General features: G+C 68.9%; 28 protein-coding genes. 17 read left to right on the top strand and 11 right to left on the bottom strand.

Annotated features, from left to right (window positions below; genetic code table 11):
• The 3 genes from FCU40_RS01430 to FCU40_RS01420 all read left to right on the top strand — a co-directional run.
• Nucleotides 1-496: YceI family protein (locus tag FCU40_RS01430; protein WP_168072411.1), on the top strand; the 496-nt coding region annotated here is incomplete at its 5' end.
• Entirely contained in the window at nucleotides 427-1,404 is a 978-nt protein-coding gene (locus FCU40_RS01425; protein WP_168072410.1) for an L-threonylcarbamoyladenylate synthase, read from the top strand. The genes FCU40_RS01430 and FCU40_RS01425, both read left to right, overlap by 70 nt.
• 23 nt (nucleotides 1,405-1,427) lie before the next feature.
• Nucleotides 1,428-2,837: an FAD-binding oxidoreductase gene (locus FCU40_RS01420; protein ID WP_168072409.1), complete on the top strand. Its 1,410-nt coding sequence runs from the start codon at nucleotides 1,428-1,430 to the stop codon at nucleotides 2,835-2,837.
• On the opposite strand, the gene FCU40_RS01415 is transcribed toward FCU40_RS01420, so the two are convergent.
• Nucleotides 2,834-3,130, bottom strand: coding sequence for a transcriptional regulator (locus tag FCU40_RS01415; protein ID WP_168072408.1), 297 nt, complete (start codon nucleotides 3,128-3,130; stop codon nucleotides 2,834-2,836). The two genes, FCU40_RS01420 and FCU40_RS01415, sit on opposite strands and share 4 nt — an antisense overlap.
• Nucleotides 3,127-3,579, bottom strand: coding sequence for a hypothetical protein (locus tag FCU40_RS01410; protein WP_168072407.1), 453 nt, complete (start codon nucleotides 3,577-3,579; stop codon nucleotides 3,127-3,129). Before FCU40_RS01410 ends, FCU40_RS01415 begins: the two co-directional genes overlap by 4 nt.
• A gap of 135 nt (nucleotides 3,580-3,714) precedes the next feature.
• Here FCU40_RS01410 and yaaA point away from each other — a divergent pair, with 135 nt between their 5' ends.
• The 7 genes from yaaA to FCU40_RS01375 all read left to right on the top strand — a co-directional run bounded on the left by yaaA (nucleotide 3,715) and on the right by FCU40_RS01375 (nucleotide 9,100).
• Nucleotides 3,715-4,482, top strand: coding sequence for a peroxide stress protein YaaA (gene yaaA, locus FCU40_RS01405; protein WP_168072406.1), 768 nt, complete (start codon nucleotides 3,715-3,717; stop codon nucleotides 4,480-4,482).
• Nucleotides 4,483-4,582: 100 nt separating this feature from the next.
• The gene (locus tag FCU40_RS01400) at nucleotides 4,583-5,380 is read left to right on the top strand and encodes a 3-hydroxybutyrate dehydrogenase (RefSeq protein ID WP_004623511.1); all 798 of its coding nucleotides are present in this window, start codon (nucleotides 4,583-4,585) and stop codon (nucleotides 5,378-5,380) included.
• A gap of 57 nt (nucleotides 5,381-5,437) precedes the next feature.
• The gene (locus FCU40_RS01395) at nucleotides 5,438-6,496 is read left to right on the top strand and encodes a patatin-like phospholipase family protein (protein ID WP_168072405.1); all 1,059 of its coding nucleotides are present in this window, start codon (nucleotides 5,438-5,440) and stop codon (nucleotides 6,494-6,496) included.
• The gene (locus tag FCU40_RS01390) at nucleotides 6,496-6,933 is read left to right on the top strand and encodes an NUDIX hydrolase (RefSeq protein WP_168072404.1); all 438 of its coding nucleotides are present in this window, start codon (nucleotides 6,496-6,498) and stop codon (nucleotides 6,931-6,933) included. The genes FCU40_RS01395 and FCU40_RS01390 overlap by 1 nt, the downstream gene beginning before the upstream one ends.
• A 67-nt stretch (nucleotides 6,934-7,000) precedes the next feature.
• The gene (locus tag FCU40_RS01385) at nucleotides 7,001-7,783 is read left to right on the top strand and encodes an SDR family oxidoreductase (protein ID WP_004623505.1); all 783 of its coding nucleotides are present in this window, start codon (nucleotides 7,001-7,003) and stop codon (nucleotides 7,781-7,783) included.
• 146 nt (nucleotides 7,784-7,929) lie between these two features.
• A complete protein-coding gene (locus FCU40_RS01380; RefSeq protein ID WP_004623503.1) occupies nucleotides 7,930-8,067 on the top strand; it encodes a hypothetical protein in 138 nt (45 codons plus the stop codon).
• Between the two features lie 67 nt (nucleotides 8,068-8,134).
• A complete protein-coding gene (locus FCU40_RS01375) occupies nucleotides 8,135-9,100 on the top strand; it encodes a nitronate monooxygenase family protein (protein ID WP_004623502.1) in 966 nt (321 codons plus the stop codon).
• Nucleotides 9,101-9,110: 10 nt separating this feature from the next.
• Here the strand turns inward: FCU40_RS01375 and FCU40_RS01370 are convergent, their stop codons facing one another.
• Nucleotides 9,111-9,869 (bottom strand): Crp/Fnr family transcriptional regulator, encoded by a 759-nt coding sequence (locus tag FCU40_RS01370; RefSeq protein WP_168072402.1) that lies wholly within the window; start codon nucleotides 9,867-9,869, stop codon nucleotides 9,111-9,113.
• 132 nt (nucleotides 9,870-10,001) lie between these two features.
• Nucleotides 10,002-10,211 (bottom strand): hypothetical protein, encoded by a 210-nt coding sequence (locus tag FCU40_RS01365; protein ID WP_004623496.1) that lies wholly within the window; start codon nucleotides 10,209-10,211, stop codon nucleotides 10,002-10,004.
• A 165-nt stretch (nucleotides 10,212-10,376) separates the two neighbouring features.
• Between FCU40_RS01365 and FCU40_RS01360 the strand changes: the two genes are divergently transcribed.
• The 5 genes from FCU40_RS01360 (at nucleotide 10,377) to FCU40_RS01340 (ending at nucleotide 14,119) form a co-directional block, all read left to right on the top strand.
• On the top strand, nucleotides 10,377-10,808 hold the full coding sequence (locus FCU40_RS01360) for a TIGR02301 family protein (RefSeq protein ID WP_168072400.1): 432 nt from the start codon (nucleotides 10,377-10,379) through the stop codon (nucleotides 10,806-10,808).
• A 90-nt stretch (nucleotides 10,809-10,898) separates the two neighbouring features.
• Nucleotides 10,899-11,879, top strand: a complete 981-nt coding sequence (locus tag FCU40_RS01355; RefSeq protein WP_004623493.1) for an SPFH domain-containing protein — start codon at nucleotides 10,899-10,901, stop codon at nucleotides 11,877-11,879.
• Between the two features lie 4 nt (nucleotides 11,880-11,883).
• Nucleotides 11,884-12,345, top strand: coding sequence for an NfeD family protein (locus tag FCU40_RS01350; RefSeq protein ID WP_004623492.1), 462 nt, complete (start codon nucleotides 11,884-11,886; stop codon nucleotides 12,343-12,345).
• An 86-nt stretch (nucleotides 12,346-12,431) separates the two neighbouring features.
• On the top strand, nucleotides 12,432-13,358 hold the full coding sequence (locus tag FCU40_RS01345) for an ABC transporter ATP-binding protein (RefSeq protein WP_004623489.1): 927 nt from the start codon (nucleotides 12,432-12,434) through the stop codon (nucleotides 13,356-13,358).
• Nucleotides 13,358-14,119 carry an ABC transporter permease gene (locus tag FCU40_RS01340; RefSeq protein ID WP_004623488.1) on the top strand — a complete coding sequence of 254 codons (762 nt, stop codon included), beginning with the start codon at nucleotides 13,358-13,360 and terminating at the stop codon, nucleotides 14,117-14,119. Before FCU40_RS01345 ends, FCU40_RS01340 begins: the two co-directional genes overlap by 1 nt.
• Before the next feature lie 11 nt (nucleotides 14,120-14,130).
• Here the strand turns inward: FCU40_RS01340 and FCU40_RS01335 are convergent, their stop codons facing one another.
• Nucleotides 14,131-14,613 (bottom strand): recombinase family protein, encoded by a 483-nt coding sequence (locus FCU40_RS01335; protein WP_168072398.1) that lies wholly within the window; start codon nucleotides 14,611-14,613, stop codon nucleotides 14,131-14,133.
• Nucleotides 14,614-14,700: 87 nt separating this feature from the next.
• Nucleotides 14,701-15,558 carry an SDR family oxidoreductase gene (locus tag FCU40_RS01330; RefSeq protein WP_168072397.1) on the bottom strand — a complete coding sequence of 286 codons (858 nt, stop codon included), beginning with the start codon at nucleotides 15,556-15,558 and terminating at the stop codon, nucleotides 14,701-14,703.
• A 78-nt stretch (nucleotides 15,559-15,636) separates the two neighbouring features.
• Between FCU40_RS01330 and FCU40_RS01325 the strand changes: the two genes are divergently transcribed.
• Nucleotides 15,637-16,068: a helix-turn-helix domain-containing protein gene (locus tag FCU40_RS01325; protein WP_004623481.1), complete on the top strand. Its 432-nt coding sequence runs from the start codon at nucleotides 15,637-15,639 to the stop codon at nucleotides 16,066-16,068.
• 3 nt (nucleotides 16,069-16,071) lie between these two features.
• On the opposite strand, the gene lpxK is transcribed toward FCU40_RS01325, so the two are convergent.
• Genes lpxK through FCU40_RS01300 form a run of 5 tightly spaced genes read right to left on the bottom strand, consistent with a single transcriptional unit; the run spans nucleotide 16,072 to nucleotide 21,960 of the window.
• Entirely contained in the window at nucleotides 16,072-17,079 is a 1,008-nt protein-coding gene (gene lpxK / locus FCU40_RS01320; protein WP_168072396.1) for a tetraacyldisaccharide 4'-kinase, read from the bottom strand.
• The gene (locus FCU40_RS01315; protein WP_168072395.1) at nucleotides 17,076-18,380 is read right to left on the bottom strand and encodes a 3-deoxy-D-manno-octulosonic acid transferase; all 1,305 of its coding nucleotides are present in this window, start codon (nucleotides 18,378-18,380) and stop codon (nucleotides 17,076-17,078) included. Before FCU40_RS01315 ends, lpxK begins: the two co-directional genes overlap by 4 nt.
• Nucleotides 18,337-19,392: a cation diffusion facilitator family transporter gene (locus tag FCU40_RS01310; protein ID WP_168072394.1), complete on the bottom strand. Its 1,056-nt coding sequence runs from the start codon at nucleotides 19,390-19,392 to the stop codon at nucleotides 18,337-18,339. Before FCU40_RS01310 ends, FCU40_RS01315 begins: the two co-directional genes overlap by 44 nt.
• Before the next feature lie 46 nt (nucleotides 19,393-19,438).
• Nucleotides 19,439-20,140: a lysophospholipid acyltransferase family protein gene (locus FCU40_RS01305; RefSeq protein ID WP_168072393.1), complete on the bottom strand. Its 702-nt coding sequence runs from the start codon at nucleotides 20,138-20,140 to the stop codon at nucleotides 19,439-19,441.
• On the bottom strand, nucleotides 20,137-21,960 hold the full coding sequence (locus tag FCU40_RS01300) for an ABC transporter ATP-binding protein (RefSeq protein WP_168072392.1): 1,824 nt from the start codon (nucleotides 21,958-21,960) through the stop codon (nucleotides 20,137-20,139). Before FCU40_RS01300 ends, FCU40_RS01305 begins: the two co-directional genes overlap by 4 nt.
• A gap of 155 nt (nucleotides 21,961-22,115) precedes the next feature.
• Between FCU40_RS01300 and FCU40_RS01295 the strand changes: the two genes are divergently transcribed.
• Nucleotides 22,116-22,781: a tyrosine-protein phosphatase gene (locus tag FCU40_RS01295; protein ID WP_168072391.1), complete on the top strand. Its 666-nt coding sequence runs from the start codon at nucleotides 22,116-22,118 to the stop codon at nucleotides 22,779-22,781.
• Nucleotides 22,782-22,808 lie beyond the last annotated feature (27 nt).

Here is a 22,808-nt window from a genome sequence, read left to right as displayed (position 1 = left end):
CCCCGTCGCCTGGACGGTCCAGAAGGGCTCGACCCTGACCTTCGCCGCCACCTGGTCCGCCGATACGATCCAGGGCCAGTTCACCGCTTGGACCGCCGACATCCTGTTCTCTCCGGACGCGCTGGACCGTTCGAAACTGACCGTCGCCATCGACATGACCTCGGCCAAGACCGGCGACGACCAGCGCGACGCCAGCCTGCCCAGCGACGACTTCTTCGCCGCCGCCGCCCATCCCAAGGCGATCTTCACCGCGACCAAGTTCCGCAAGACCGGCGAGGGCAAGTTCGTGGCGGACGGGACCCTGGACCTGCGCGGCGTGAAAAAGCCGCTTAGCCTGCCGTTCTCGCTGAAGATCGACGGCGACATGGCGACCGCGCGCGGTGTAACCACCCTGGACCGGACCGCGTTCGGGGTTGGGCAGGGCGAATGGGCGTCGACGGATCAGATCGGTGGCAAGGTGAAGGTGAGCTTCGCGTTGACCGCCAAGCGGAAGTAACCAAGGCCGCCGACGCGTTGCGCGCCGGCGGGCTGGTTCTGCTGCCGACCGAGACGGTCTATGGGCTCGGTGCGGACGCTTCGAACCCCACGGCGGTGGCGGCGATTTTCGAGGCCAAGGGCCGACCGCGCTTCAATCCGCTGATCGCCCACGTCGCCGACCTGGAGACGGCCGGGCGCATCGCCGACCTCGACGACCGCGCCGTGGCGCTGGCCCGCGCGTTCTGGCCCGGACCTCTGACCATCGTCGCGCCGATCAAGGACGCCGGCGCCGTCTGCGATCTGGCCCGGGCGGGCCTCGACACCGTGGCCATCCGCGTGCCGGGCCATCGGCTAGCGCGCGCGGTGCTGGAGTCCTTCGGCGGGGCGGTCGTCGCGCCGTCCGCCAATCGTTCGGGGCGCCCCAGCCCCACCACCTTCGCCGACGCCATGGCCGAGACCGGCGACAAGGCCGCCGCCGCCCTGGACGGAGGGCCGTGCGCCGTCGGGCTGGAATCGACCGTCGTCTCGGTACTGGAGGGCGAAGCGCGGCTGCTGCGGCCCGGCGCGGTCACGCGCGCCCAGCTCGCGCGGATTGTCGGACCCCTGGCCGAGGCCGAGGACGACGCCAAGCGCTCGCCCGGTCGCCTGGCCCTGCACTACGCCCCCGATGCGCCGGTGCGGATCAACGCCAGGGCCCCGGAGGCCGGCGAGGCGTTTCTGGCCTTCGGTCCCGATGCCGAGGGGCCGACGATTTTCAATCTCAGTCCGACGGGCGATCTGGCCGAGGCCGCCGCCAACCTGTTCTCGTTCCTGCGCGCCGCCGATCGAACCAAACCCTCGGCCATCGCCGTCGCGCCGATCCCGGAGGACGGCCTGGGCGAGGCGATCAACGACCGCTTGCGCCGGGCGGCGGGCTTCATCGGCTGACCTTTCGAGCGTAGGATCGCCCCATGACCAAGCCCGTTCCCGCCGATGTCGTCTCCCGGATCCAGGCCGTGCTCGGCGCGGGCGGCTGGAGCCAGGATCCCGACGTCCTGGCGCCGCATCTGGTGGAATGGCGCGGTCGCTGGCGGGGCGAGACGCCGCTGCTGGTCACGCCGCGCACGACCGCCGAGGTCGCCGCCGTGGTCGGGATCTGCGCCGCCGAGGGCGTGGCGATCACCCCGCAGGGCGGCAATACCGGTCTGGTCGCCGGCCAGATTCCGCACGGCGAGATCCTGCTCTCGACGCAAAAGCTGAAGGCGGTTCGCGACGTCGATCCGCTTGACGACGCGATGGTGCTGGAAGCCGGCGTCACTCTGTACGAGGCCCTCCAGCAGGCCGCCAAGGTCGGCCGTCGCTTCACGGTCGGCGTGGCGTCGGAAGGCTCGTGCACGATCGGCGGGCTGATCTCGACCAACGCCGGCGGCACGGCCGTCCTGCGCTACGGCATGATGCGCGAGCAGGTGCTGGGGATCGAGGCGGTCCTGCCCAATGGCGAGATCTGGAACGGCCTGAAGCGCCTGCGCAAGGACAACACCGGCTACGACCTCAAGCAGCTGCTGATCGGCGCCGAGGGCACACTGGGGATCGTCACCGCCGCCAGCCTTAAGCTGCACGCGCCGCTGGCCTCGCGGGCCGTGGCGATCGTGGGGCTGGCCTCGCCGGCCGACGCCATCCAGCTGCTGGCCCGCGCCAAGGACGAGACCGGCGGCGCGGTCGAGGCCTTTGAATTGATGAGCCTGCTCGGCTTCGCCCTGACCGTCCGAAACGTGCCGGGCCTGCGCGATCCGCTGCCCAGCGAGCATCCCTGGTACGTGCTGGTCGAGATCGCCAGCGGCGAGCCCGGCGCGGCCGAGGCGGCGCTGGAGCGCCTGCTGGCCAAGGCCCTGGAGGATGGTCTGATCGCCGACGCCGCCGTGGCCCAGACCGAGACGCAGGAAAAGCAATTCTGGCATATCCGCGAGGGCCACTCGGCCGGCCAGAAGCCCGAGGGCGCGGTGTGGAAGCACGACGTGTCGGTGCCGGTCTCGAAGATACCCGCCTTCATCGAGCGGGCCGACGCGGCGCTGGAGCAGGCCTTCCCCGGCGTGCGCATCATCGCCTTCGGCCATGTCGGCGACGGCAATGTTCACTATGACGTGCTCAAGCCGGTGGGCGGCGACGATGACGCGCACGACGCCCAGCGTCAGGCCGGCGCCAAGATCGTCCACGACATCACCGCCAGCTTTTCCGGCTCGATCAGCGCCGAGCACGGTCTGGGGGCGATGAAGACGGCCGAGGCCCTGACCTACAAGGACCCGATCGAGGTCGCGGCCCTGCGGGCGATCCGCCAGGCGATGGACCCCCAGCGGATCATGAACCCGCGCGTGTTGTTCTAGATCTCCGGCACCCCCGCCATCATTGCTTTCAGCGCCGCGAGGTGGCTCCGCAGCGCCTCGCGGCCGGGCTTGGACAGCGACAGCCAGGTGCGTTGGCGGCCCTCGGAGGCCGCCTTCCTGACCTTCACATAGCCGGACTCTTCCAGCGTTTTCAAGTGCTTGGAGAGCACCGACTCCGAGACGTCCAGCGCCTCGCGCACGGTGGCGAAGTCGATGGTGTCGACGGCCGCCAACATGCAGCACATCTGCAAGCGATTGGGGGCGTGAATCACTGGGTCGAGGCTGGCGCTCACAGGCCGCGCCCATCGCGGAGGTCGGCGCGGAAGGCCGCTTCCCAAAGCAGGCCGCCGACGGTGGCGGCGACAGCGATCATGGCTCCGGTCAAGAGCGGCGCATAGACCACGCGCCTGGCGTGGAAGAGCCAGCCCGACATCGCCGCGAGGCCTCCGCACAGGAGGGCCAGGGACAGCGCGACGATCCGGGTGCGACCCGCGCGGAAGCCGTAGATCCATAGGCCGGTCTTGCGGATGTACGCCCGCACCAGAAGCCAGATCCCAAGGCCGAACAAGGGGAAATAGGCATATTGCCAGATCAGCGGAGCCGCCTCCACCGCCGCCAGGCCGCCCATCAGGAGGCCCAGGGCCGGATGGTACCAGACGGGCGCCTTGGCGCGTTCGGCCAGGTCGGCGTTGGCCGCCTCGACCTCGGCCAACATGCGGAGCGCGTCTTCGTCTCGGGTCATCGCGACCTCCTAACTTTCCAGCACGGAAAGTCATAACGGATGACTTTCCATTCTGGCAAGTCAAAACTTTCCATTACGGAAAGTGATCGGGCTCGGCCCTAGCGCCCGAGCGTCGAACCCTCTATCTCCCCGGCCATGCTGATGGTCATCTCGCCCGCCAAGTCGCTGGACTTCACCGCGCCCGCCCAGGCCTTGCCCCTGACGACGCCCGAGCTGAAGCCGCAGATCGCCGAACTGGCCAAGGTCACGCGCAAGCTGACGGCGGCCGACCTCAAGCGCCTGATGCACATCTCCGACGCCCTGGCGACGCTGAACCGCGAGCGCTTCCAGGCCTTCGACTCGGAGCTGGAGGAGGGTCTTCAGGCCATCATCGCCTTCAATGGCGACGTCTATGCGGGGCTGGCGGCGCGGGAACTGGATCGGCCGGCCCTGGAGTGGGCGCAGGATCATCTGCGGATCCTGTCGGGCCTCTACGGCGTGCTGCGTCCGTTCGACGCCCTGCAACCCTACCGCCTGGAGATGGGCACGCGCCTGAAGACCAAGCGCGGCGCCAATCTTTACGACTATTGGGGCGAGACGATCTCCAAGACCCTGAACGTCGCCGCTGAGGGCCAGGCCGATCCCACGCTGGTGAACCTAGCCAGCCAGGAATATTTCGGCGCCGTCGACGCCAAGGCCCTGAAGCTGCCGGTGGTCACCTGCCACTTCAAGGAAGAGAAGCAGGGCGAGCTGCGGGTGCTGGGCTTCTTCGCCAAGAAGGCGCGGGGCCGCATGGCGCGCTACGCCATCGACAACCGCATCGATCGCGCCGAGGGGCTGAAGGGCTTCGACTTGGACGGCTACGGCTTCAAGCCGGACCTTTCGACCTCGACGGACTGGGTTTTCGCTCGCCCGCAACCCTGAATTCATCTATCGATGAATTTAATAAGGGCTCGCCCTTCGCAGGGGCGAGCTATATGCTGCATTGCAGCACGTTAGGGTCGTCATTTCAGGGAGCGCTCGCATGGCCGTGGACTTCGGTTTGCAGGGGCAGGTCGCCATCGTCACCGGCTCGACCAGCGGCATCGGCCACGCCTTGGCCGACGCGCTCGCCGCCCAAGGCGTCAATATCGTCATGAACGGCCTGGGCGAGATGACCGCCATCGAGCGCACCCGCGCCGAGATGGCCGAGAAGCATGGCGTCGAGGTGCTCTATCATGGCGCCGACATGACCAAGCCGGCTCAGATCGCCGACATGGTGGCCCAGGCCAAGGCCGAGTTCGGCGAGCTGGACATCCTGATCAATAACGCCGGCGTCCAGCACGTGGCCCCGATCGAGGATTTCCCGGACGACAAGTGGGACCTGATCATCGCCATCAATCTGTCGTCGGCCTTCCACGCGACCAAGGCGGCCGTGCCGATCATGAAGGAGCAGGGGCGCGGACGGATCGTCAACATCGCTTCGGCCCACGGTCTGGTCGCCTCGCCGTTCAAGTCGGCCTATGTCGCGGCCAAGCACGGCATCATGGGCCTGACCAAGACCGTCGCCCTCGAGGTGGCCGAGCACGGCGTCACCTGCAACGCCATCTGCCCCGGATTCGTGAAGACCCCCCTGGTCGAGGCCCAGATCGCCGACCAGGCCAAGGCGCGCGGCATCTCGGAAGAGGCGGTGATGAAGGACGTGATCCTGGCCGCCCAGCCGACCAAGCAGTTCGTGACCTTCGACCAACTGGCCGGCATGTTGCTGTACCTGGTGTCCAATGCCGGGGCCTCGGCCAATGGCGCGGCCTTCCAGATCGACGGCGGCTGGGTCGCGCAATAAGACGCCCGCGCCGGGGGACGCGTCACGGATCGGGGGGCTGATCCTTCCGGAGTTCTCATGCCGATTCCACCGTTCAGGAAGAAGACCGGTCCCAAACAGCTGAGCCTGGCCCTGCAGGGCGGGGGCTCGCACGGGGCGTTCGAGTGGGGCGTCCTCGACCGCCTTCTGGAGGACGAGAATCTCGAGATCCGGGCGGTCACAGCCGCCTCGGCCGGGGCGATGAACGCGGTTTGTCTGGCTCAGGGCCTGATCGACGATGGCAGGGCGGGGGCGCGCAAGCGGCTCGACTCGTTCTGGAAGCAGGTCAATCGATCGGGCGGCCGCAACGTCTTCGGCGACACCTCGATCTGGACCAACGCCTTCTCGGGCGGCGTCGATTGGCTGAAGAACACGCCCGGCTGGCGGATGGCCGAGACCCTGGCCCTGTCGCTGAGCCCCTATGAGTTCAACCCGTTCAACCTGAACCCGCTGCACGACGCGCTGGAAGCCGAGATCACTTTCTCGCAGATCCGCGAACGCAGCCCGCTGAAGCTTTACATCGCCGCCACGGCGGTGCGGACCAGCAAGTCCACCATCTTCCGCGAGACCGAGCTGACCGCGCGCCACATCATGGCCAGCGCCTGCCTGCCGCAGGTGTTCCAGGCGGTGGAGATCGACGGCGAGCCCTATTGGGACGGGGGCTTCCTGGCGAACCCGCCGCTTTGGCCGCTTTTCTACGAAGACACCCCCGACGACATCCTGGTGGTCAGCCTGAACCCGTTCGTCCGCGAGGAGACGCCCAAGACGCCGGGCGAGATCATGGATCGGCTGAACGAGATCACCTTCAACGCCTCGCTGGCCTCGGAACTGCGGGCGATCGGCTTCGTGCAGAAGCTGCTGGATCAAGGCCTGCTGAAGGAGAGCGCCCGGGGCCGCTATCGGAAGATGCTGGTCCACGCCATCACGGCCGACAAGCCGCTGGCGGATCTGTCGCTGGCCAGCAAGTTCGACACCGAATGGAGCTTCCTGACCGACCTCAAGGCGCGGGGCCGGGCCGCCGCCGAAGCGTGGCTAACGGAATGCGAGGGGTGCATCGGCGTGCGCTCCACCGTCGATCTGAAGGTCGGGTTTCCCTGATGGCCGACGCGCGCCACCCCGTGCCGACCGTCGGCGTCGTCTGCCTGAAGGGCGAGGCGGTGCTGTTGATCCGGCGCGGCACGCCGCCTCGGCTGAACCAGTGGAGCCTTCCCGGCGGGCGTCTCGAATGGGGCGAGACGACGATGGACGCCGCCCTGCGCGAGCTGAAGGAAGAGACCGGGATCGACGCCGAACTGCTGGGCCTCGTCGATGTGGTCGACGGCGTGCTTCCGGCTCGGCCGGGGGGCGAGATAACCCGCCACTACGTCCTGATCGACTACGCCGCCCGTTGGACCGGCGGCGAGCCCATCGCCGGCGACGACGCGGCCGAGGCCAGGTTCGTCAGCTACGACGAGGCCATGGCGCTTGTGGAATGGGACGAGACGCGCCGGGTGATCGCCGAGGCTTACGAGCGCTTCGCCCCAGACGGCTCTTGACCGACGCAACGTCAGCGCCTCTCCTTCAAACGAACGTTTCAAGACGTAAGCAGAGGGAGGGTCGACCATGGCCTACGCGCCGTTCAACCTGTCGGGCAAGGTGGCCCTGGTCACCGGCGGCAATCGCGGCATCGGCTTTGGCATGGCCAAGGCGATGGCGCAGGCCGGCGCCGACATCGTCATCTGGGGCTCCAACGCCGAGCGCAACCTGGCCGCCGAGAAGGAGCTGACCGCTCTGGGCGTCCGCGTGAAGGCCCAGACCGTCGACGTCGCCGACGAGGCCCAGGTGCGCGAGGGCATGGAGGAAGCCGTGGCCGCCATGGGGCGGGTCGACAGCGTCTTCGCCAACGCCGGCGTCGGCTTCGGTTCGCCGTCTTTCGTCGAGATGAAGACAGAGACCTATCGCAAGGTGCTGTCGGTCAATCTGGACGGCGTCTTCTTCACGCTGCGCGAGGCCTGCCGCCACATGGTCGAACGGGCCAAGACCGGCGACGCCGGCGGCTCGCTGGTCGGCGTGGCCTCGCTGGCCGCCATCGAGGGCGCGGCCCGCAATGAGGCCTATGCGGCGACCAAGGGCGCGGTGATCTCGATGATCAAGTCCGTGGCCGTGGAGCACGCCCGCTACGGCGTTCGCGCCAACGCCATCCTGCCGGGCTGGATCGCCACCGACATGACCGCCGGCGCCCAGGGCAATTCGGCCTTCGCCGAGAAGGTGATCCCGCGCGTCCCGGCCCGCCGCTGGGGGGAGCCCGACGATTTCGGCGGCATGGCCGTCTATCTGGCTTCCGACGCGTCCAGCTATCACTCCGGGACGACGATCGTGATCGACGGCGGGTACTCGATCTTCTAGAGGCGGTAGCGGGGGGCTGTTTTTTGGACTCCAAAGTCCAGGAAAGGCGATGGAAAACAGCCCCTTGCCGAACCGCGCCGACGATGTGAAGCTCTTCTCGCGGCAGCCTGGACATCAGATCCGGGCGCCGGCGAGGAAACGAAGAGATGACGCCCCAAGACGTTGTCGGTCTGACACCGGCGCGCGGCTTCCTGACCCTGATCGCCCTGGTCCTGACCGCCATGGCGGGCTGCTTCTGGACCTGCGAACCGGAAGCCGAGCTGGAACGAGTCCGTCGCGCCTAACCTCGCGGCATCCTTGCCGCGCCGCGCCCGGACCGAAATCCTCCTTAAAAACGAGGGAGGAACCGGCATGGGTCTGCGCACGCCGCTCTGCGATCTTCTGCATATCGAGCATCCGATCCTGCTAGCCGGCATGGGCGGGGTGTCCTACGCGCCGCTGGCGGCGGCGGTGTCGAACGCCGGCGGCTACGGCGTGCTGGGCATGGCCGGGACGACGCCAGACTTCATTCGCGACCAGATGCGCGAGGTCCGGAAACTGACCGACAAGCCGTTCGGCGTCGATCTTCTGGCGGCCACGCCCGACGCCCTGACCGCCAGCGTCGAGGTGATCATCGCGGAAGGCGCCTCGTCCTTCATCGCCGGGCTGGGCGTGCCGCTGCCGATCATCGCGCGGCTGAAGGCGGCGGGCCTGAAGGTCATGGTGGTTTGCGGCGCGGTGAAGCACGCGGTGAAGGCCGAGCAGGCCGGCTGCGACGCCGTCATCTGCCAGGGCGGGGAAGGCGGCGGCCACACGGGTCTCGTCGGAACCTTGCCGCTGGTCGCCCAGGCCGTGGAGGCGGTGAAGATCCCCGTGATCGCGGCCGGCGGCCTGTACGACGGCCGAGGGCTGGCCGCCTCGCTCGCCCTAGGGGCGCAAGGGGTCTGGATGGGCACGCGCTTCATCGCCAGCCAGGAGGCCCATGCCGGAGACCTCTATCGCCAGGCGGTGGTCGAGGCCGCGGACGAGGACACCATCCGCACCCGCTGCTATTCGGGCAAGCCGATGCGGGTGAAGAAGAACCCCTATGTCGACGACTGGGAAAGCCGTCCGGCCGATATCCAGCCCTTCCCGCAACAGGCCATGGTCTCGGTGCGCAACGGCGCCATGGGCGGCATCGGCGGCCAGATCGACGGCCTGGACCCCGAGAAGTCCTGCTTCGCCATGGGGCAGAGCGCCGGCGGGGTTCGCGACGTCTTGCCGGCCGGCCAGATCGTGACTCGTCTGGTGGCCGAGGCGGAGACCGCCCTGGCCAAGGCGGCCGCCTTTCGGGTCTAGAAGTCGCCGATCAGGGCGCGACCTTCGGCAGCACCCTGCGGAAATGCGCCTCGACCGCGCCGTGGCATTCGCAGGCGCGCTTTTCGAGCGCCGGGCGGTCCAGAATGGTGACCTTGCCGCGGCCGATGTCCATGACCCCGGCCTCCTGCAGCACGCGGGCGACGGCGCTGATCGTCGTGCGCTGCACGCCCAGCATCTGGGCCAGGGTCTCCTGGGTCAGGCGGATCGGCTCGTCGCCGGAGCGGTCGTGGGCGAACAGCAGCCAGCGGCAGACGCGCTGTTCGATCGGGTGCAGAGCGTTGCAGGCGGCGACCTGCATCATCTGGGCGATGAAGACGTCGGCGGCGCGATCGAACAGGTCGGCCACGGCGGGATGATGGGTCTTGACCTCTTCGAGCCGGTTGGTCGGCAGGCAGAAGGCGCGGCCGGGGACGCGCACGACCGCGCGGCCATAGGCGGGTTTGAAGCCGGCGCTGACCACGCCGCCGATCGCGCCCTCGAAGCCGATGCTTGCGGCCTCGATCTCCTGGCCGTCCGAGGTGACCACCAGAAGCGACACCTGGGTCGGCCCGCTGGGCAGGTAGGTGTTCTCGACATCGTCGCCGGCGTCGAACAGCACCGCGTCCTGAGGCAGGTCGACCAGCGCCAGATAGCGAGACAACTCCGCCAGCGCGTCGGGCCGCAGGGCGGCGAGCAGGCGATTGGACTCGAAAGGCGGGGCCGCGGCGCCCTCTGAGGCGCCGCGAACGATGCGGGCGAAGGCCGTCATGGATATCTCCCGTGAAGCTCGCCTGTTTAAGCGCGCCTGGCACGGCTTAGTTTCCGCCGACGGCGAGACTCTTGCGTTCACGAGCCGATGCGCCCGCCGCGTGACCGGCGAGGAGCCGGCGGGCGCGGCGGGTCAGCTCAGCAGCGTCGGACCCGGCAGCACCCCGTCCTCTTCCTGCTCGTGCAGCAGGACGGGCAGGCCCAGGCCAGCCGGATGTTCGGCGAGTCGTCGGGCGGCGGCGCTGGCTTCGCCTCGGGTGGCGTAGGCGCCGAAGCGCAGATTGTCGCCGATGATCGACCAGCGATCCCCGACGCGCACGACGCCGTAATGCACCTCAGTCATGGCTTGACCTCCTTGCAGTATCCACAGGGAACTCCCGATCCATGGCGATCGCAAGGCGTTAATTCGGCTCGGCTTTGTCATATTCATCCCCAGGCGGTGGCGATGTGTCTCGCCTGACAGGCGCGGGGCGATGACAGGGCGGCTCGGATTGGCGATAACGACGTCATGGCGCGCCCGTTCCTCGTCTCTTTCGTCGCTATGGCGCTCAGCGCCTCGCCGGTCGTCGCGTCGATGGCCCACGCGCAGGAGCGCGACGCCGGCGAGCGTCAGCGTCTGCTGGACCTCGCCTACGCGCTGGGCGAAAGCCATGCCCTGCGTCAGGTCTGTCAGGGCGAGGGCGACCAGTACTGGCGGGCGCGCATGGTGCGGCTGACCGAGGTCGAGCAGGCCGACCAAGCCTTCGACGCCCAGCTGCGCGAGCGCTTCAACACCGGTTTCGCGGCGGCCCGCGGGGGGTATCCCGCCTGCGATGACGCCGCCCGCAAGGCCGCCCAGCAATCGGCCAGGCGCGGCCAGGCCCTGGCCCTGAAACTGTCGCAGACCCTGCGCGTGGCCCAGGCGCCGCCGGCCGACGGCGCGGACGAGGTCGCCCACTGAGGGCGTCCGCCGAAAACGCTCCCGCTTTGTCGCGTCCCGCTCTAAGCTCCACTCAGAGTTAAGCCGTCCAGTCCTCTGGGGAGAAGCGCCGTGGGCGTCGTCGTTCTGATTTTCCTCGTGCTGGCCTTCGCCTTCCTGTGGAGCGCCATCAAGATCGTGCCGCAAGGCCGTGAATTCACCGTGGAGCGCTTTGGCCGCTACACGCGCACCCTGAAGCCGGGCATCTCGATCCTGACGCCGTTCCTCGAGACCGTGGGCCGCAAGGTCAACATGATGGAGCAGGTCCTGGAGGTGCCTCAGCAGGAGGTGATCACCAAGGACAACGTCTCGGTGAAGGTCGACGCCATCGTCTTCATTCAGGTGATGGACGCGGCGGCGGCGGCCTATCGGGTCGACAATCTGATCTACGCCATCACCCAGCTGGCCCAGACCAATCTGCGCACGGTCGTCGGCTCGCTGGAGCTGGACGAGGTGCTGTCCCAGCGCGACCAGATCAACACCCGCCTGCTCTCGACCATCGATCACGCCACCGGTCCCTGGGGCGTGAAGGTGGCGCGGATCGAGATCAAGGACCTGACCCCCCCGCCGGACATCACCAACGCCATGGCCCGCCAGATGAAGGCCGAACGCGAGAAGCGGGCGGTGATCACCGAGGCCGAGGGCGACAAGCAGTCTCAGATCGCCCGCGCCGAAGGTCAGAAGCAGTCGGCCATCCTCGAGGCCGAGGGGCGTCGCGAGGCGGCCTTCCGCGACGCCGAGGCCCGCGAGCGCTCGGCCGAGGCCGAGGCCAAGGCCACGGCCCTGGTCTCCGAGGCCATCGCCAAGGGCGACGTCAACGCCATCAACTATTTCGTCGCCCAGAAATATGTCGAGGCGTTCGGCGAGCTGGCCCGCAGCCCGCAGCAGAAGACGGTGATCGTGCCGGCCGATTTCTCGGGCCTGACCGGCACGGTCGCGGGGGTTGGCGAGCTGATCAAGTCTCTGGGCGCCGACGCCCCGGCGCGTCCGGCGGCGACGCCCGCCCCGCGTGGCGCGACCAGCGCCCCGACGGGCGGCAAGCGAGGAGCCTGAGCCGATGGACGCCCTGGCTGGCTTCTACGTCCTGCATCCCTTCTGGCTATGGCTGGCCGTGGCCGCCGTCTTCCTGGCGCTGGAAGTGGCCAGCGGCACGGGCTGGCTGCTGTGGCCGGCCGCCAGCGCCGCCGCGACCGGCGCGATCGCCCAGGCGCTGCGGCTGAACGGCCTGGTGTCGATCGGCCTGTTCGTCGTCCTGGCCATCGCCTCGACCTATCTGGCCCGCCGTTATCTGAGACCGGTTCTCGAGCCCAAGAGCCCCGACCTGAACGATCCGTCGCAACGCCTGATCGGCCAGCGCGGCCAGGTGCTGACGACCTTCGACCAGGGGCGAGGCCGCGTCTTCGTCGACGGCAAGGACTGGGCGGCCCTGACCGACGAACCGGTTCCCGTCATCGGCCAGGAGGTGGTCGTCATCGGCGTCGAGGGCTCGATTCTGCGGGTTCGCGACCTGTCCAACTGAAGCGGGGCGACGCTTAAGCACGAGTCCCCCTGTTATCCGACGCGAGCAACACCATCTGAGGCGCTCGCGAGCCTCCGGGAGACGGCGTGACCTCCATCATTTCGGTAAAGGGTCTGACCAAGACCTATGCGTCCGGCCATCAGGCCCTGAAGTCGATCGACCTGGAGATCCGAAAGGGCGAGATCTTCGCGCTTCTGGGGCCGAACGGGGCGGGCAAGACCACCCTGATCGGCGCCGTCTGCGGCATCGTCAACCCCAGCGGCGGGACCATCGTCGCCGACGGTCATGACGTGGTGAAGGACTATCGCGCCGCCCGCGCCAAGATCGGCCTGGTGCCCCAGGAGCTGCACACCGACGCCTTCGAAAGCGTCTGGGCCACGGTCAGCTTCTCGCGGGGCCTGTTCGGCAAGCCGCGCAACGACGCCCTGATCGAGAAGATCCTGCGCGACCTGTCGCTGTGGGACAAGAAGGACGCCAAGATCATGGCGCTGTCGGGCGGCATGAAGCGCCGGGTGATGATCGCCAAGGCGCTGAGCCACGAGCCGACCATCCTGTTCCTGGACGAGCCCACGGCCGGCGTCGACGTCGAACTGCGCCGCGACATGTGGGAGATGGTCCGCAAGCTGCGCGAGCGCGGCGTCACCATCATCTTGACCACCCACTATATCGAGGAGGCCGAGGAGATGGCCGACCGGGTGGGGGTGATCCGCAAGGGCGAGATCATCCTGGTCGAGGACAAGACCGAGCTGATGAAGAAGCTGGGCGAGCGCCGTCTGACCCTGCACCTGAAAAGTCCGCTGACCGCTCTGCCCGCGGGGCTCGAGGGCGAGCCCCTCAGTCTTTCCGAGGACGGTCTGGCGCTGGTCTACGCCTTCGACTCCAAGTCGCAGGACACCGGCATCGCCGACCTTCTGCGACGCCTGGCCGGCGCCGGCGTCGACTTCGTCGATCTGAAGACCGAGCAGAGCTCGCTGGAAGACATCTTCGTCAGCCTGGTGCGGGAGGCCGCGTGATGAACCTCTTCGCGATCAAGGCCATCTACCGTTTCGAAATGGAGCGCTGGTTCCGCACTCTGGCCCAGAGCGTGCTGTCGCCGGTGATTTCGACGACGCTGTATTTCGTCGTGTTCGGCTCGGCCATCGGCTCGCGGATGCAGCCGATCGACGGCGTTAGCTACGGCGCCTATATCGTACCGGGGCTGATCATGCTGTCCGTCCTGACGGAAAGCGTCTCCAACGGCTCGTTCGGCATCTACATGCCCAAGTGGGCCGGCACGATCTACGAGCTGCTGTCGGCGCCGGTGGCCTGGTGGGAGGCGGTGGTCGGCTATGTTGGCGCGGCGGCCACCAAGTCGGTGCTGCTGGGCCTGCTGATCCTGGCCACCGCGCGGATCTTCGTGCCTTTCCAGATCGCCCATCCGCTGGTCATGGGCCTCTTCCTGATCCTGACGGCCGTCACCTTCAGCCTGATGGGCTTCATCATCGGCGTCTGGGCCGACGGCTGGGAGAAGCTGCAGATCGTGCCGATGCTGATCATCACGCCCCTAACCTTCCTGGGCGGCAGCTTCTATTCGATCTCGATGCTGCCCCCGGCCTGGCGCGCGGTGACGCTGTTCAATCCGGTGGTCTATCTGATCAGCGGCTTCCGCTGGGCCTTCTACGGCGTTTCCGACGTCGGGGTGGGCGTCAGTCTGAGCATGACGGCGCTCTTCCTGGTCCTGGGCCTGTTCGTGGTCTGGCGCATCTTCCAGACGGGATACCGGCTTAAGGTCTAGAGCTTTCGGCTTCAGTCGTCCTCGTCCTTGTCCTTGTCCTCGTCCTCGATCGGCGCGACGCCGCCCTTCAGGCCCTTGAGTCCCGCGCCGCGAACGCCACGGGCGACCATGGCCGCCTCGGCGCGGCGGATCATGGCGCGCTCGCCGTTGAAGGCGGTCAGGGCCCGGCAGGTCTCGAAGAAGCCCGGATCGGCCTGGGTGTCGATCTCGGGCTGCTGGACCAGCAGATGCAGGTCGCGGGCGCGGAGCTTCAGCACGACATCCATCACCGCGACCAGATCGCCGCCGAGGGCGTGGAGGCTGGGCGCGGCCAGAACGCCGCCGGGCTCGAGCGCCGCCAGGGCGCGCTCCAGGCCGGGGCGAACCACGCCCGAGGCCAGGCAGCGGTCGCTGAACACCTGCTCGCAGCCGAGCAGCAGCAGCCGCTCCTCCTGGGCCGGGCTGAAGAAGATCCCCGGCGCGGGCGGGACGCGATAATAGCCGACGCGTTTCATCGTCAGCCCATCGCAAACCCGCCGCGTCCTGGCGAGGGGAAAACCGCGACCGCCCACAGACTTCGCGCGCGGTCGCGAGGGGCGGCGTCAGAGGCCTTTCAGCACGCCTTCGACAAAGGCGGGCAGAGGCGTCGTCGGACGGCCGATCAGAGCCGATAGCTGGCGGCCGTTCTCGACCAGTCCGCCCTTGGACGCGCCGACGTCGGACTGGGCCAGCATGGCGGCGACCGGCGCGGGCAGGCCGATGCCTTCCAGCATCTTGGCGTACTCGGCCTCGGGCAGATCGTTATAGGGCAGCGAGCGCCCAGCTTGGCGCGAGACCTCCGCGGCCAGCTCGGCCATGGAGAAGCTGTCGTCGCCGCCCAGTTCGTAGGTCTTGCCGACGTGACCCTCGCCGGTCAGCGCCACGGCGGCGGCTTCGGCGTAGTCGGCCCGCGCGGCGGCGGAGATACGGCCGTCGCCCGCCGCGCCGACAAAGGCGCCGGCGTGCAGCGCGCCCGCGATGGCCCCGGCATAGTTCTCCAGATACCAGCCGTTGCGCAGCAGGGTGAAGCCAAGGCCGGACTCGGCGATCAGCGTCTCGGTGGCGCGATGCTCCTGGCCCAGGCCGATCGGCGTGACGTCGGCGCGCAGGATGCTCGTATAGGCGATCCGCCCCACGCCGGCCGCCTTGGCGGCTTCAACGACATTGCGGTGTTGGGCCACGCGCTGGCCGATCGCGTCGCTGGAGATCAAGAGCAGGACGTCTATGCCGGCCAAGGCCTTGGCCAGGGTCTCCGGCTGGCCGTAGTCGGCGGCGCGGGCCTTGACGCCCAGGTCGGCGGCCTTGGCCGGATCGCGGGCCAGGGCCACGATGGATTGTTGGCCCGAGACGCGGGCCTTCAGCTTCTCGATGACCAGGCGGCCCAGCTGGCCGGTCGATCCGGTGACGGCGATGGTCGTCATGTTCCTTCTCCCTTTTGGCGGACCCGCTCCATCTAGAAGCCTTGCTTACTTTTCGTAAGTACGTACATAAATGTAAGCATGGAACAAATTGATCGCTCCCAGACGGCGCCGCGCCGGCCGCTGTCCGACATCGTCGCCGAGGGGAACCTGATGGCGGCGGCTTGCCCCTCGCGCGAGGTGCTGAACCACGTCACCAGCCGCTGGGGCGTGCTGGTCCTGATGGCGCTGGAGACGCGGACGCTGCGGTTTTCCCAGCTGAAGAAGCACATCGGCGGGGTGAGCGAGCGGATGTTGGCCCAGACGCTGAAGCTGCTGGAAGGCGACGGCTTTGTGCGTCGCGAGGCCTTCGCCGTCGTGCCGCCCCACGTCGAGTACAGCTTGACGCCGCTGGGCCTGGAAGTCGCCGAGCGGACCCGGGGCCTCGCCGACTGGATCCAGGTCAACCTTCCCCGCATCGTGGCCAACTGGGATCCCGAGGTGCTGGCGACCTACGCGCCGGAGACGCTGTAGCGTCTAGAAGCCCACCCTGGCCAGAAGCGCGTCCACCGCCGCGGGGTCGTCGAATCGGGCCCGCACCGGCCAGGGCGTGACCTTCTCGCGCCACTCCGGGGGGAGGCGCATCCAATCCTTCTCGGTGGTGACCAGGCCCGCGTTATAGACCTTGGCGCGGTCGGATAGCATCCGCAGCGTCGCCGCGTCATAGTCGCCATGGTCCGGGAACGGGGCGAAATCGACCAGCTGGCAGCCGGCCGCGGTCAGAGCCTTTTCGACCTTCCACGGCTTGCCGACGCCCGCGAACCCGACCTGCGGACCGCGTGGGACGGGGGCGGCGGCCTCCAGCCGGGCCACCAGGACCGGCATGTCGCCGAACTGGACCAGCAGCTCGAAGTCGGGCTGTTCGACATCGATCGGCAGCAGCACGATCACCGCGTCGGCGCGGGACAGTCCGACCTCGAGCGGTTCGCGCATCGGGCCGGCGGGGAAGACACGGCCGTCGCCGAACGGCCACTCGCCGCCGCGCGTCTCGCCGTCCACCACGACCAGCGACAGGGCCTTGCGGACGCTCGGGTTCTGGTGGCCGTCGTCCATGACGATGACCTGAGCCCCGGCGCCAGCGGCCGCCTTGGCGCCGGCGACGCGGTCGACCGCGACCCACATCGGAAAGTCCTGGGCCAGCATCAGCGGCTCGTCCCCGACATCGGCGGCGGTGTGGCGGGCGGCATCCACCTGGACCGGTCCCTTCAGCTTGCCGCCATAGCCGCGCGACAGGCCATGGGCGGCGACCCCGCGCTGGGTCAGGGTCAACAGCAGTTCGCGAACGATCGGCGTCTTGCCCGCGCCGCCCATGGTGACATTGCCGACGCAGATGACCGGCGCGCCGATAATGGCCGGCGTCGTTCGGGCGATGCGTCGCCGGGTGGCGTCGGCCCACAGCCATGACAGCGGCGTCAGCAGCGCGCGGGTCAGGGGCGCCGGGCCGCCGTCTCGCCGATACCACCAACGGGGCGTGCCGAGTTTCATGGGACGAGCTCGAGGATGCGGGACAGGCCGGCGCGGGCCTCGCCGTCGCGGGCGTCGACAAAGGCGCGGGCGCGAGCGGCTCGGGCCCCGGCCCTGTCCGGAGCGGCCAGATCGGCGGCCAGGGAGTCCCTCAGGGCCGCCGGCGTCGTCATCACGACCCCGTCCGCCGCTTCCAGCCCGGCGAACGCCGAGGCCCAGTTCTCGACAAACGGTCCGCTGATCGTCGGGCAGTTCAGGCGGGCGGCCTCCAGCGGGTTGTGGCCGCCGATGTCGGGGACCAGGCTGCCGGCGATCACCGAGGTCGCCGCCAGCCTGAACCACAGGCCCATCTCGCCCAGGGTGTCGGCGACACGGATGTCGGCGATCGCGTCCGGCGCCTGGCCGCGTAGGGCCGCCGAAAGGCCGCGCGCCCGGGCCAGCTCGGCGATCGCGGGACCACGCTCGACATGGCGCGGGACCAGGACGACCGGCGGGCGATCGGGCAGGGCGGCGATGGCGTCCAGCGCGATCTCGTCCTCGCCGGGATGGGTGCTGGCGATCAGCAGCGGCGGCCGGGAAAACCGGGCGCGCTCGGTCGCCAAGGCGGCCTCGTCGACCGGCGGGGGCGCGGCGCCGAACTTCAGATCGGCCTCGCCGGCGACCCGGCCGCCCAGGGTCTCGAACCGCTCGCGGGCCCGGGCGTCCTGGGCCAGGATCAGATCGAAGCCGGTCAGCAACTGGCGCGCGGCGGCCGGGCGCTTGAGCCAGCCCGCGAAGCTGCGGTCGGAAAGCTTGGCCGAGACCAGGGCCAGACGCGTTCCGGCGGTCTTGGCCTCCAGAAGCAGGTTGGGCCACAGCTCGCTCTCGACGAAGACGCCCAGGCTGGGCGTCCAGTGGGCGATGAAGCGCCTCGCCGCGCCCGGCGTGTCGACCGGCAGGTACTGGTGGATCGCGCCCGGCGGCAGGCGCTGGGCCAGGAGGGCCGCCGAGGTGGTGGTTCCCGAGGTGACCAGCGCCGTGACCTCGGGCCGTTCGACGCGCAGGCGCTCGACCAGGGGCAGGATCGACAGGCTCTCGCCGACGCTGGCGCCATGCAGCCAGACGAGGGCGCCGTCGGGGCGGGGCGTTGGGGCCTTGGCCAGGCGCTCGGCGAGGCGGGCCGGGTCCTCCTTGCCCTTGCGGGCGCGGCTGGCCAGCAGGGCGGGAACCAGCGGCTCGGCCAGGCCCGTGGCGGCCCGATACAGATTGAGAGCGCCCGGCCGGATCACGCGTGGTCCGTCAGACCACGTCGGCCGGCGCCAGTCGGCAAGCGTGCGCGCCATGGCTGGTCTCGACCTGGATGGTCACGTGGCCGATGTTGAACTTGCTGGCCAGCTCGGCGCAGGCGTCGTGGAGGAACTGGTCGTGGTCGGCGTCCAGCGGACGGACCACGTGGGCGGTCATCGCCGTCTCGGTGGTGCTCATCGCCCAGATGTGCAGGTCGTGCACCTCGGTGACGCCGGGACGCGCGGTCAGCCATTCGCGGACCTTCTGGGTGTCGATGCCGCGCGGCGTCGCGTCCAGGGCCATGTCCAGCGAGTCCCGCAGCAGGCCCCAGGTGCCGAGCACGATGACCACCGAGATCGCGATGCTGACCGCCGGGTCCAGCCACAGCCAGCCCGTATAGGCCATGACCAGGGCGGCGACCACCACGCCGGCCGAGACGGCGGCGTCGGCGGCCATGTGCAGGAAGGCGCCCCGGACGTTCAGGTCCTCCTCGGAGCCTTTCATGAACATCAGGGCCGTGGCGGTGTTGATCACGATGCCGATGGCGGCGACGACCATCACCTCGCCGGTCTGGATCGGCTCGGGCGTGGCGAAGCGGCGGACGGCCTCCCAGGCGATGGCGCCGATGGCGATCAGCAGTAGGGCGGCGTTGGCCAGCGAGGCCAGGATCGTGCCCTTGCGCAGGCCGTAGGTGCGGCGGGCGCTGGGCGCGCGCTTGGCCAGCACGGTCGCCCCCCACGCCATCAGGAGGCCCAGCACGTCCGACAGATTGTGACCGGCGTCGGCCAGCAGGGCCAGCGAATGGGTGACGAGACCCGCGCCGGCCTCGACGATCACGAAGCCCAGGTTCAGCGCGGTGCCGATGGCGAAGGCGCGGCCGAAGTCCTTCGGGACGTGGTGGTGATGTCCGTGCCCATGGGCGTGACCATGATGGTGGCCGTGCCCATGCGCGTGATCATGGCGATGGTCATGCCCGTGATCATGATCGTGGTGATCATGATCGTGGTCATGCTCGTCGTGGTCGTGCCCCTCGGATTTGGGCGGGTGTCCGGCGTGATCGTGCGGCATGGGCTCTCTCATCCCACCAAGGGCGGGCGGGATCAATCTCGACCCGCTATTGTTCGACAAGGGCCTCGGCCCGGCGGGTGACGGCGGAGAGGCGCTGGGCCCAGTTTTCGACCAGTTGGTCGGGATCATCGCCTCGCCCCGCGCCGGTCGGACCGTCCCAGACCATGGCCGCCTTGGCGAAGGGGAGGGGCACCACGGTGCGGTCCCACGAGCCCAGGCGAAGGCAGGGCTTGGCGGCCAGGCCCACGAAGATCACCGGAGCCCCGGTGACGCGCGCCAGGGACGGCGTGCCCTTCTCCATGTGCTCGGCCGGGCCGCGCGGGCCGTCGGGCGTGATGGCCACGCCGCCGCCGTCCTTGACCCACTTGACCATGTCACGGAAGGCCTGCTCGCCGTGCTTGTTCTTGGCCAGGTCGGTCTTCTTGGCCGAGGAGCCCCGGATCGACGGGAAGCCCAGCTTCTCGACCGTGCGGGCGATGAACTCGCCGTCGTTCGAGCGCGAGATCAGGGCCCGCATGTCCTGGCGGCGCGAAAGATCCTGCGGCCAGCTGAGCGGCGACATCGGAATGCGCGAATGCCAGAAGCACAGGATCGCGCCGACGCCGGTCTCGCGGCCTTGCGCCCAGACGGCCTCGGCCTGCTCGCGGCCCTCCTCGGTCATGCGCAGGGTGCGGAAGACGAGCTTGGAATAGCCGGCGAAGATCGAGGACAGCAGCCAGATCACGAACGGCGAACGCAGGGGCCTCAAGCGTCGCCCTCCAGCATCGGCGCGTCGGGGACGTGATCAAGATCCTGCGCCTTGGCCAGGCGTGCATAGAGCCCCCCGGCGCGGACCAGTTCGGGATGAGTCCCGGTCTCGACGACCCGGCCCTTGTCGATGACGTAGATGCGGTCGGCGTTCTTCACGGTCGACAGGCGGTGGGCGATCAGGATCGTGGTCCGACCGGCCATCAGCCGTTCGAGAGCGGCCTGCACCTGGGCCTCGCTCTCGGTGTCGAGGGCGCTGGTGGCCTCGTCCAGCAGCAGGATCGGCGCGTCCTTCAGGAAGGCGCGGGCGATGGCGATCCGCTGGCGCTGACCGCCCGACAGGCGCGCGCCGGCCTCGCCGACGGGGGTGTCGTAGCCCTCCGGCAGGGCCAGGATGAAGTCGTGGGCGGCGGCCTGGCGCGCGGCGGCTTCGATATCCAGCTGGCTGGCGCCGGGCCGGGCATAGGCGATGTTGGCGCGGATGCTGTCGTCGAACAGGAACGGCTCCTGGGTGACCAGGGCGATGCGGTCGCGCAAACTCGCCAGAGTCACCGAACGCACGTCATGGCCGTCGATCGTCACCGCGCCGCGGCTGACGTCGTAGAAGCGCGGGATCAGGTTCAGGATCGAGCTTTTGCCGCCGCCCGAGGGGCCGACCAGGGCGACCGTCTCGCCCTTGCGCGCCTCGATCGACACGTCCGTAAGGGCCGGCGCGTCGGGGCCGTAGGCGAAGCCGACATGGTCGAGGGCGATCGCGCTGTCGCCGTCCGGCAGGGTCTTGGCGTCGGCCGGATCGACGATGGACGGCGCGACGTCCAGGGCGGCGAACAGACGCCGCGCGGCGGTCAGGCCTTCGCTGAACACGGTCTGCAGATTGGCCACCTGGCGCAGGGATTGGGCGGCCATCAGCAGGCTGGTCAGGAAGGCGAAGAAAACGCCGGCCGTGATCGGGGGCAGGGTCAGCGGGCCGACCGTCAGGGTGCCGGTCGTCGCCCGCCAGCCGGCATAGACGAAGACCAGGGCCACCAGCAGCGTCGTGAAGGTCTCGGTGGCCGGGGCGGCCATGGCGCGGGCGTTGCTTCCCTTGATCAGGTGGCGCTGGCGGCGCTCGACCACGGCGGCGACGCGGGCCTCTTCGTAGGCCTCGCGGTTCTCCATCTTGACGATCTTGACCCCGTCCAAGCTCTCCATGATCGCCGTGGACAGGTTGGAGGTCTCGCCCATCGCGCCCTTGGCGGCCTTGGTCGTCCTCCTCGAGAAGCCCCGCATGATCAGGCTAGCCATCGGGGCGATGACCAGCACGCCCAGGGCCAGCAGCGGGTCGAGGCCGAACATGGCGATCAGGGCTCCGACCACGGTCAGGAACTCGCGGACATAGTTGACGACGCCGGTCGTCGCCGCCTCGCGGATCAGGCCGGCGTCGTAGAGCACCGACGACACGTAGGAGCCGGAGTGGGCGCCGCGCAGGCGGGCCAGGTCCGAGCGGATCAGGCGGCCGAACAGCTTGACCTGCATGTCGCCGACCACGCCATTGCCGATCCGGTTGATCAGGTTGGACTGGATCACCTGGAACAGCCCGCGACCCAGAGCCAGGGCGGCGATGGTCAGCGGGATGAAGATCACCGCGCCTGGCTTGGGATGGGTGATCAGCTGGTCGATGGCCGACTTGACGATGGTGGCCAGCCGCACGCTGAGCGCCGCCACGATCGCGGCGCTGATCATCGAGATCGTCAGGCCCTTCCAGCGCGGGGCCAGGAACTCGCGCCACACCCGGCCCATCAGGGCGCGGTTCGAGGGCTGCGGATCATCCTGGGCGGTCATGCGGGAGGGGTCGGATTTCGTGCGAGAACTGTCAAGCGCGCGCGGGACGCAGTCGTTGGGAAAAGCGACGGGATGAGGGCGGATCGTCGCGGCGTTTTGCCTTTCGGGGCCATTGCCCCTACTTAGACGCGGAATTTCCGAAGGATCGCGCCCTCTTGGCCAAGTTCGACCTCGCCACGCCCTGGGGCCGGTTCAAGGCCTATCTCCACTATCTGTGGAACGACCACGCCTATCTGCGGCTGGGCTTTTCCAACGCCCACTGGATCAGTCCCGAACTGGTCCGCGCCAACCAGCCCTGGCCGTTCCAGCTGGCCTGGTGGAAGAAGCAGGGGATCAAGACGGTCGTGAACCTGCGCGGCGGGTTCGACGGCAGCTTCTACGCGCTGGAAAAGGACGCCTGCGAGCGCCTGGGCCTGAACTTCGTCGATTTCGTCATCACCTCGCGCGAGGTCCCGATCCGCGAGCGCGTGCGGGGCGCCAAGACGCTGTTCGAGACGATCGAGTATCCGGCCCTGATGCATTGCAAGTCCGGCGCGGACCGGGCCGGCATCATGAGCGTCTTCTACGCCCACTATCGCCTCGGCCAGCCGATCCGCGAGGCGATGAAGCAACTGGGGCCGCGCTACCTGCACATCAGGCACGGCAACACCGGCGTGCTGGACTACGTGTTCGAGCAGTATCTGGAGCGGGGCGAGCCCAAGGGGCTGAGCTTCAGCGAATGGGTCGAGAGCGACGACTACGACCCGGTCGAGATGAAGAAGACCTTCCGGGCCGGGATGCTGGGGAAGGTGCTCACCGACAAGATCCTGCGGCGGGAGTAAGGATGCTCTACCGCGAAAGCGGGGGAG

This window comes from Caulobacter sp. SSI4214 (assembly GCF_012184455.1).
GTDB lineage: Bacteria > Pseudomonadota > Alphaproteobacteria > Caulobacterales > Caulobacteraceae > Caulobacter > Caulobacter vibrioides_E.
Note: the sequence above shows the minus strand (reverse complement) of the source record. Positions and strands in the feature narration are given on the sequence as shown.

Excerpts from the sequence above, each read along its gene's own strand:
- FCU40_RS01425 (WP_168072410.1), top strand. The coding sequence starts at position 427 with ATGGGCGTCGACGGATCAGATCGGTGGCAAGGTGAAGGTGAGCTTCGC.
- FCU40_RS01420 (WP_168072409.1), top strand. The coding sequence starts at position 1,428 with ATGACCAAGCCCGTTCCCGCCGATGTCGTCTCCCGGATCCAGGCCGTG.
- FCU40_RS01410 (WP_168072407.1), bottom strand. The coding sequence starts at position 3,579 with ATGACCCGAGACGAAGACGCGCTCCGCATGTTGGCCGAGGTCGAGGCG.
- yaaA (WP_168072406.1), top strand. The coding sequence starts at position 3,715 with ATGCTGATGGTCATCTCGCCCGCCAAGTCGCTGGACTTCACCGCGCCC.
- FCU40_RS01400 (WP_004623511.1), top strand. The coding sequence starts at position 4,583 with ATGGCCGTGGACTTCGGTTTGCAGGGGCAGGTCGCCATCGTCACCGGC.
- FCU40_RS01395 (WP_168072405.1), top strand. The coding sequence starts at position 5,438 with ATGCCGATTCCACCGTTCAGGAAGAAGACCGGTCCCAAACAGCTGAGC.
- FCU40_RS01390 (WP_168072404.1), top strand. The coding sequence starts at position 6,496 with ATGGCCGACGCGCGCCACCCCGTGCCGACCGTCGGCGTCGTCTGCCTG.
- FCU40_RS01385 (WP_004623505.1), top strand. The coding sequence starts at position 7,001 with ATGGCCTACGCGCCGTTCAACCTGTCGGGCAAGGTGGCCCTGGTCACC.
- FCU40_RS01380 (WP_004623503.1), top strand. The coding sequence starts at position 7,930 with ATGACGCCCCAAGACGTTGTCGGTCTGACACCGGCGCGCGGCTTCCTG.
- FCU40_RS01375 (WP_004623502.1), top strand. The coding sequence starts at position 8,135 with ATGGGTCTGCGCACGCCGCTCTGCGATCTTCTGCATATCGAGCATCCG.
- FCU40_RS01370 (WP_168072402.1), bottom strand. The coding sequence starts at position 9,869 with ATGACGGCCTTCGCCCGCATCGTTCGCGGCGCCTCAGAGGGCGCCGCG.
- FCU40_RS01365 (WP_004623496.1), bottom strand. The coding sequence starts at position 10,211 with ATGACTGAGGTGCATTACGGCGTCGTGCGCGTCGGGGATCGCTGGTCG.
- FCU40_RS01360 (WP_168072400.1), top strand. The coding sequence starts at position 10,377 with ATGGCGCGCCCGTTCCTCGTCTCTTTCGTCGCTATGGCGCTCAGCGCC.
- FCU40_RS01350 (WP_004623492.1), top strand. The coding sequence starts at position 11,884 with ATGGACGCCCTGGCTGGCTTCTACGTCCTGCATCCCTTCTGGCTATGG.
- FCU40_RS01340 (WP_004623488.1), top strand. The coding sequence starts at position 13,358 with ATGAACCTCTTCGCGATCAAGGCCATCTACCGTTTCGAAATGGAGCGC.
- FCU40_RS01335 (WP_168072398.1), bottom strand. The coding sequence starts at position 14,613 with ATGAAACGCGTCGGCTATTATCGCGTCCCGCCCGCGCCGGGGATCTTC.
- FCU40_RS01330 (WP_168072397.1), bottom strand. The coding sequence starts at position 15,558 with ATGACGACCATCGCCGTCACCGGATCGACCGGCCAGCTGGGCCGCCTG.
- FCU40_RS01325 (WP_004623481.1), top strand. The coding sequence starts at position 15,637 with ATGGAACAAATTGATCGCTCCCAGACGGCGCCGCGCCGGCCGCTGTCC.
- lpxK (WP_168072396.1), bottom strand. The coding sequence starts at position 17,079 with ATGAAACTCGGCACGCCCCGTTGGTGGTATCGGCGAGACGGCGGCCCG.
- FCU40_RS01315 (WP_168072395.1), bottom strand. The coding sequence starts at position 18,380 with ATGGCGCGCACGCTTGCCGACTGGCGCCGGCCGACGTGGTCTGACGGA.
- FCU40_RS01310 (WP_168072394.1), bottom strand. The coding sequence starts at position 19,392 with ATGCCGCACGATCACGCCGGACACCCGCCCAAATCCGAGGGGCACGAC.
- FCU40_RS01300 (WP_168072392.1), bottom strand. The coding sequence starts at position 21,960 with ATGACCGCCCAGGATGATCCGCAGCCCTCGAACCGCGCCCTGATGGGC.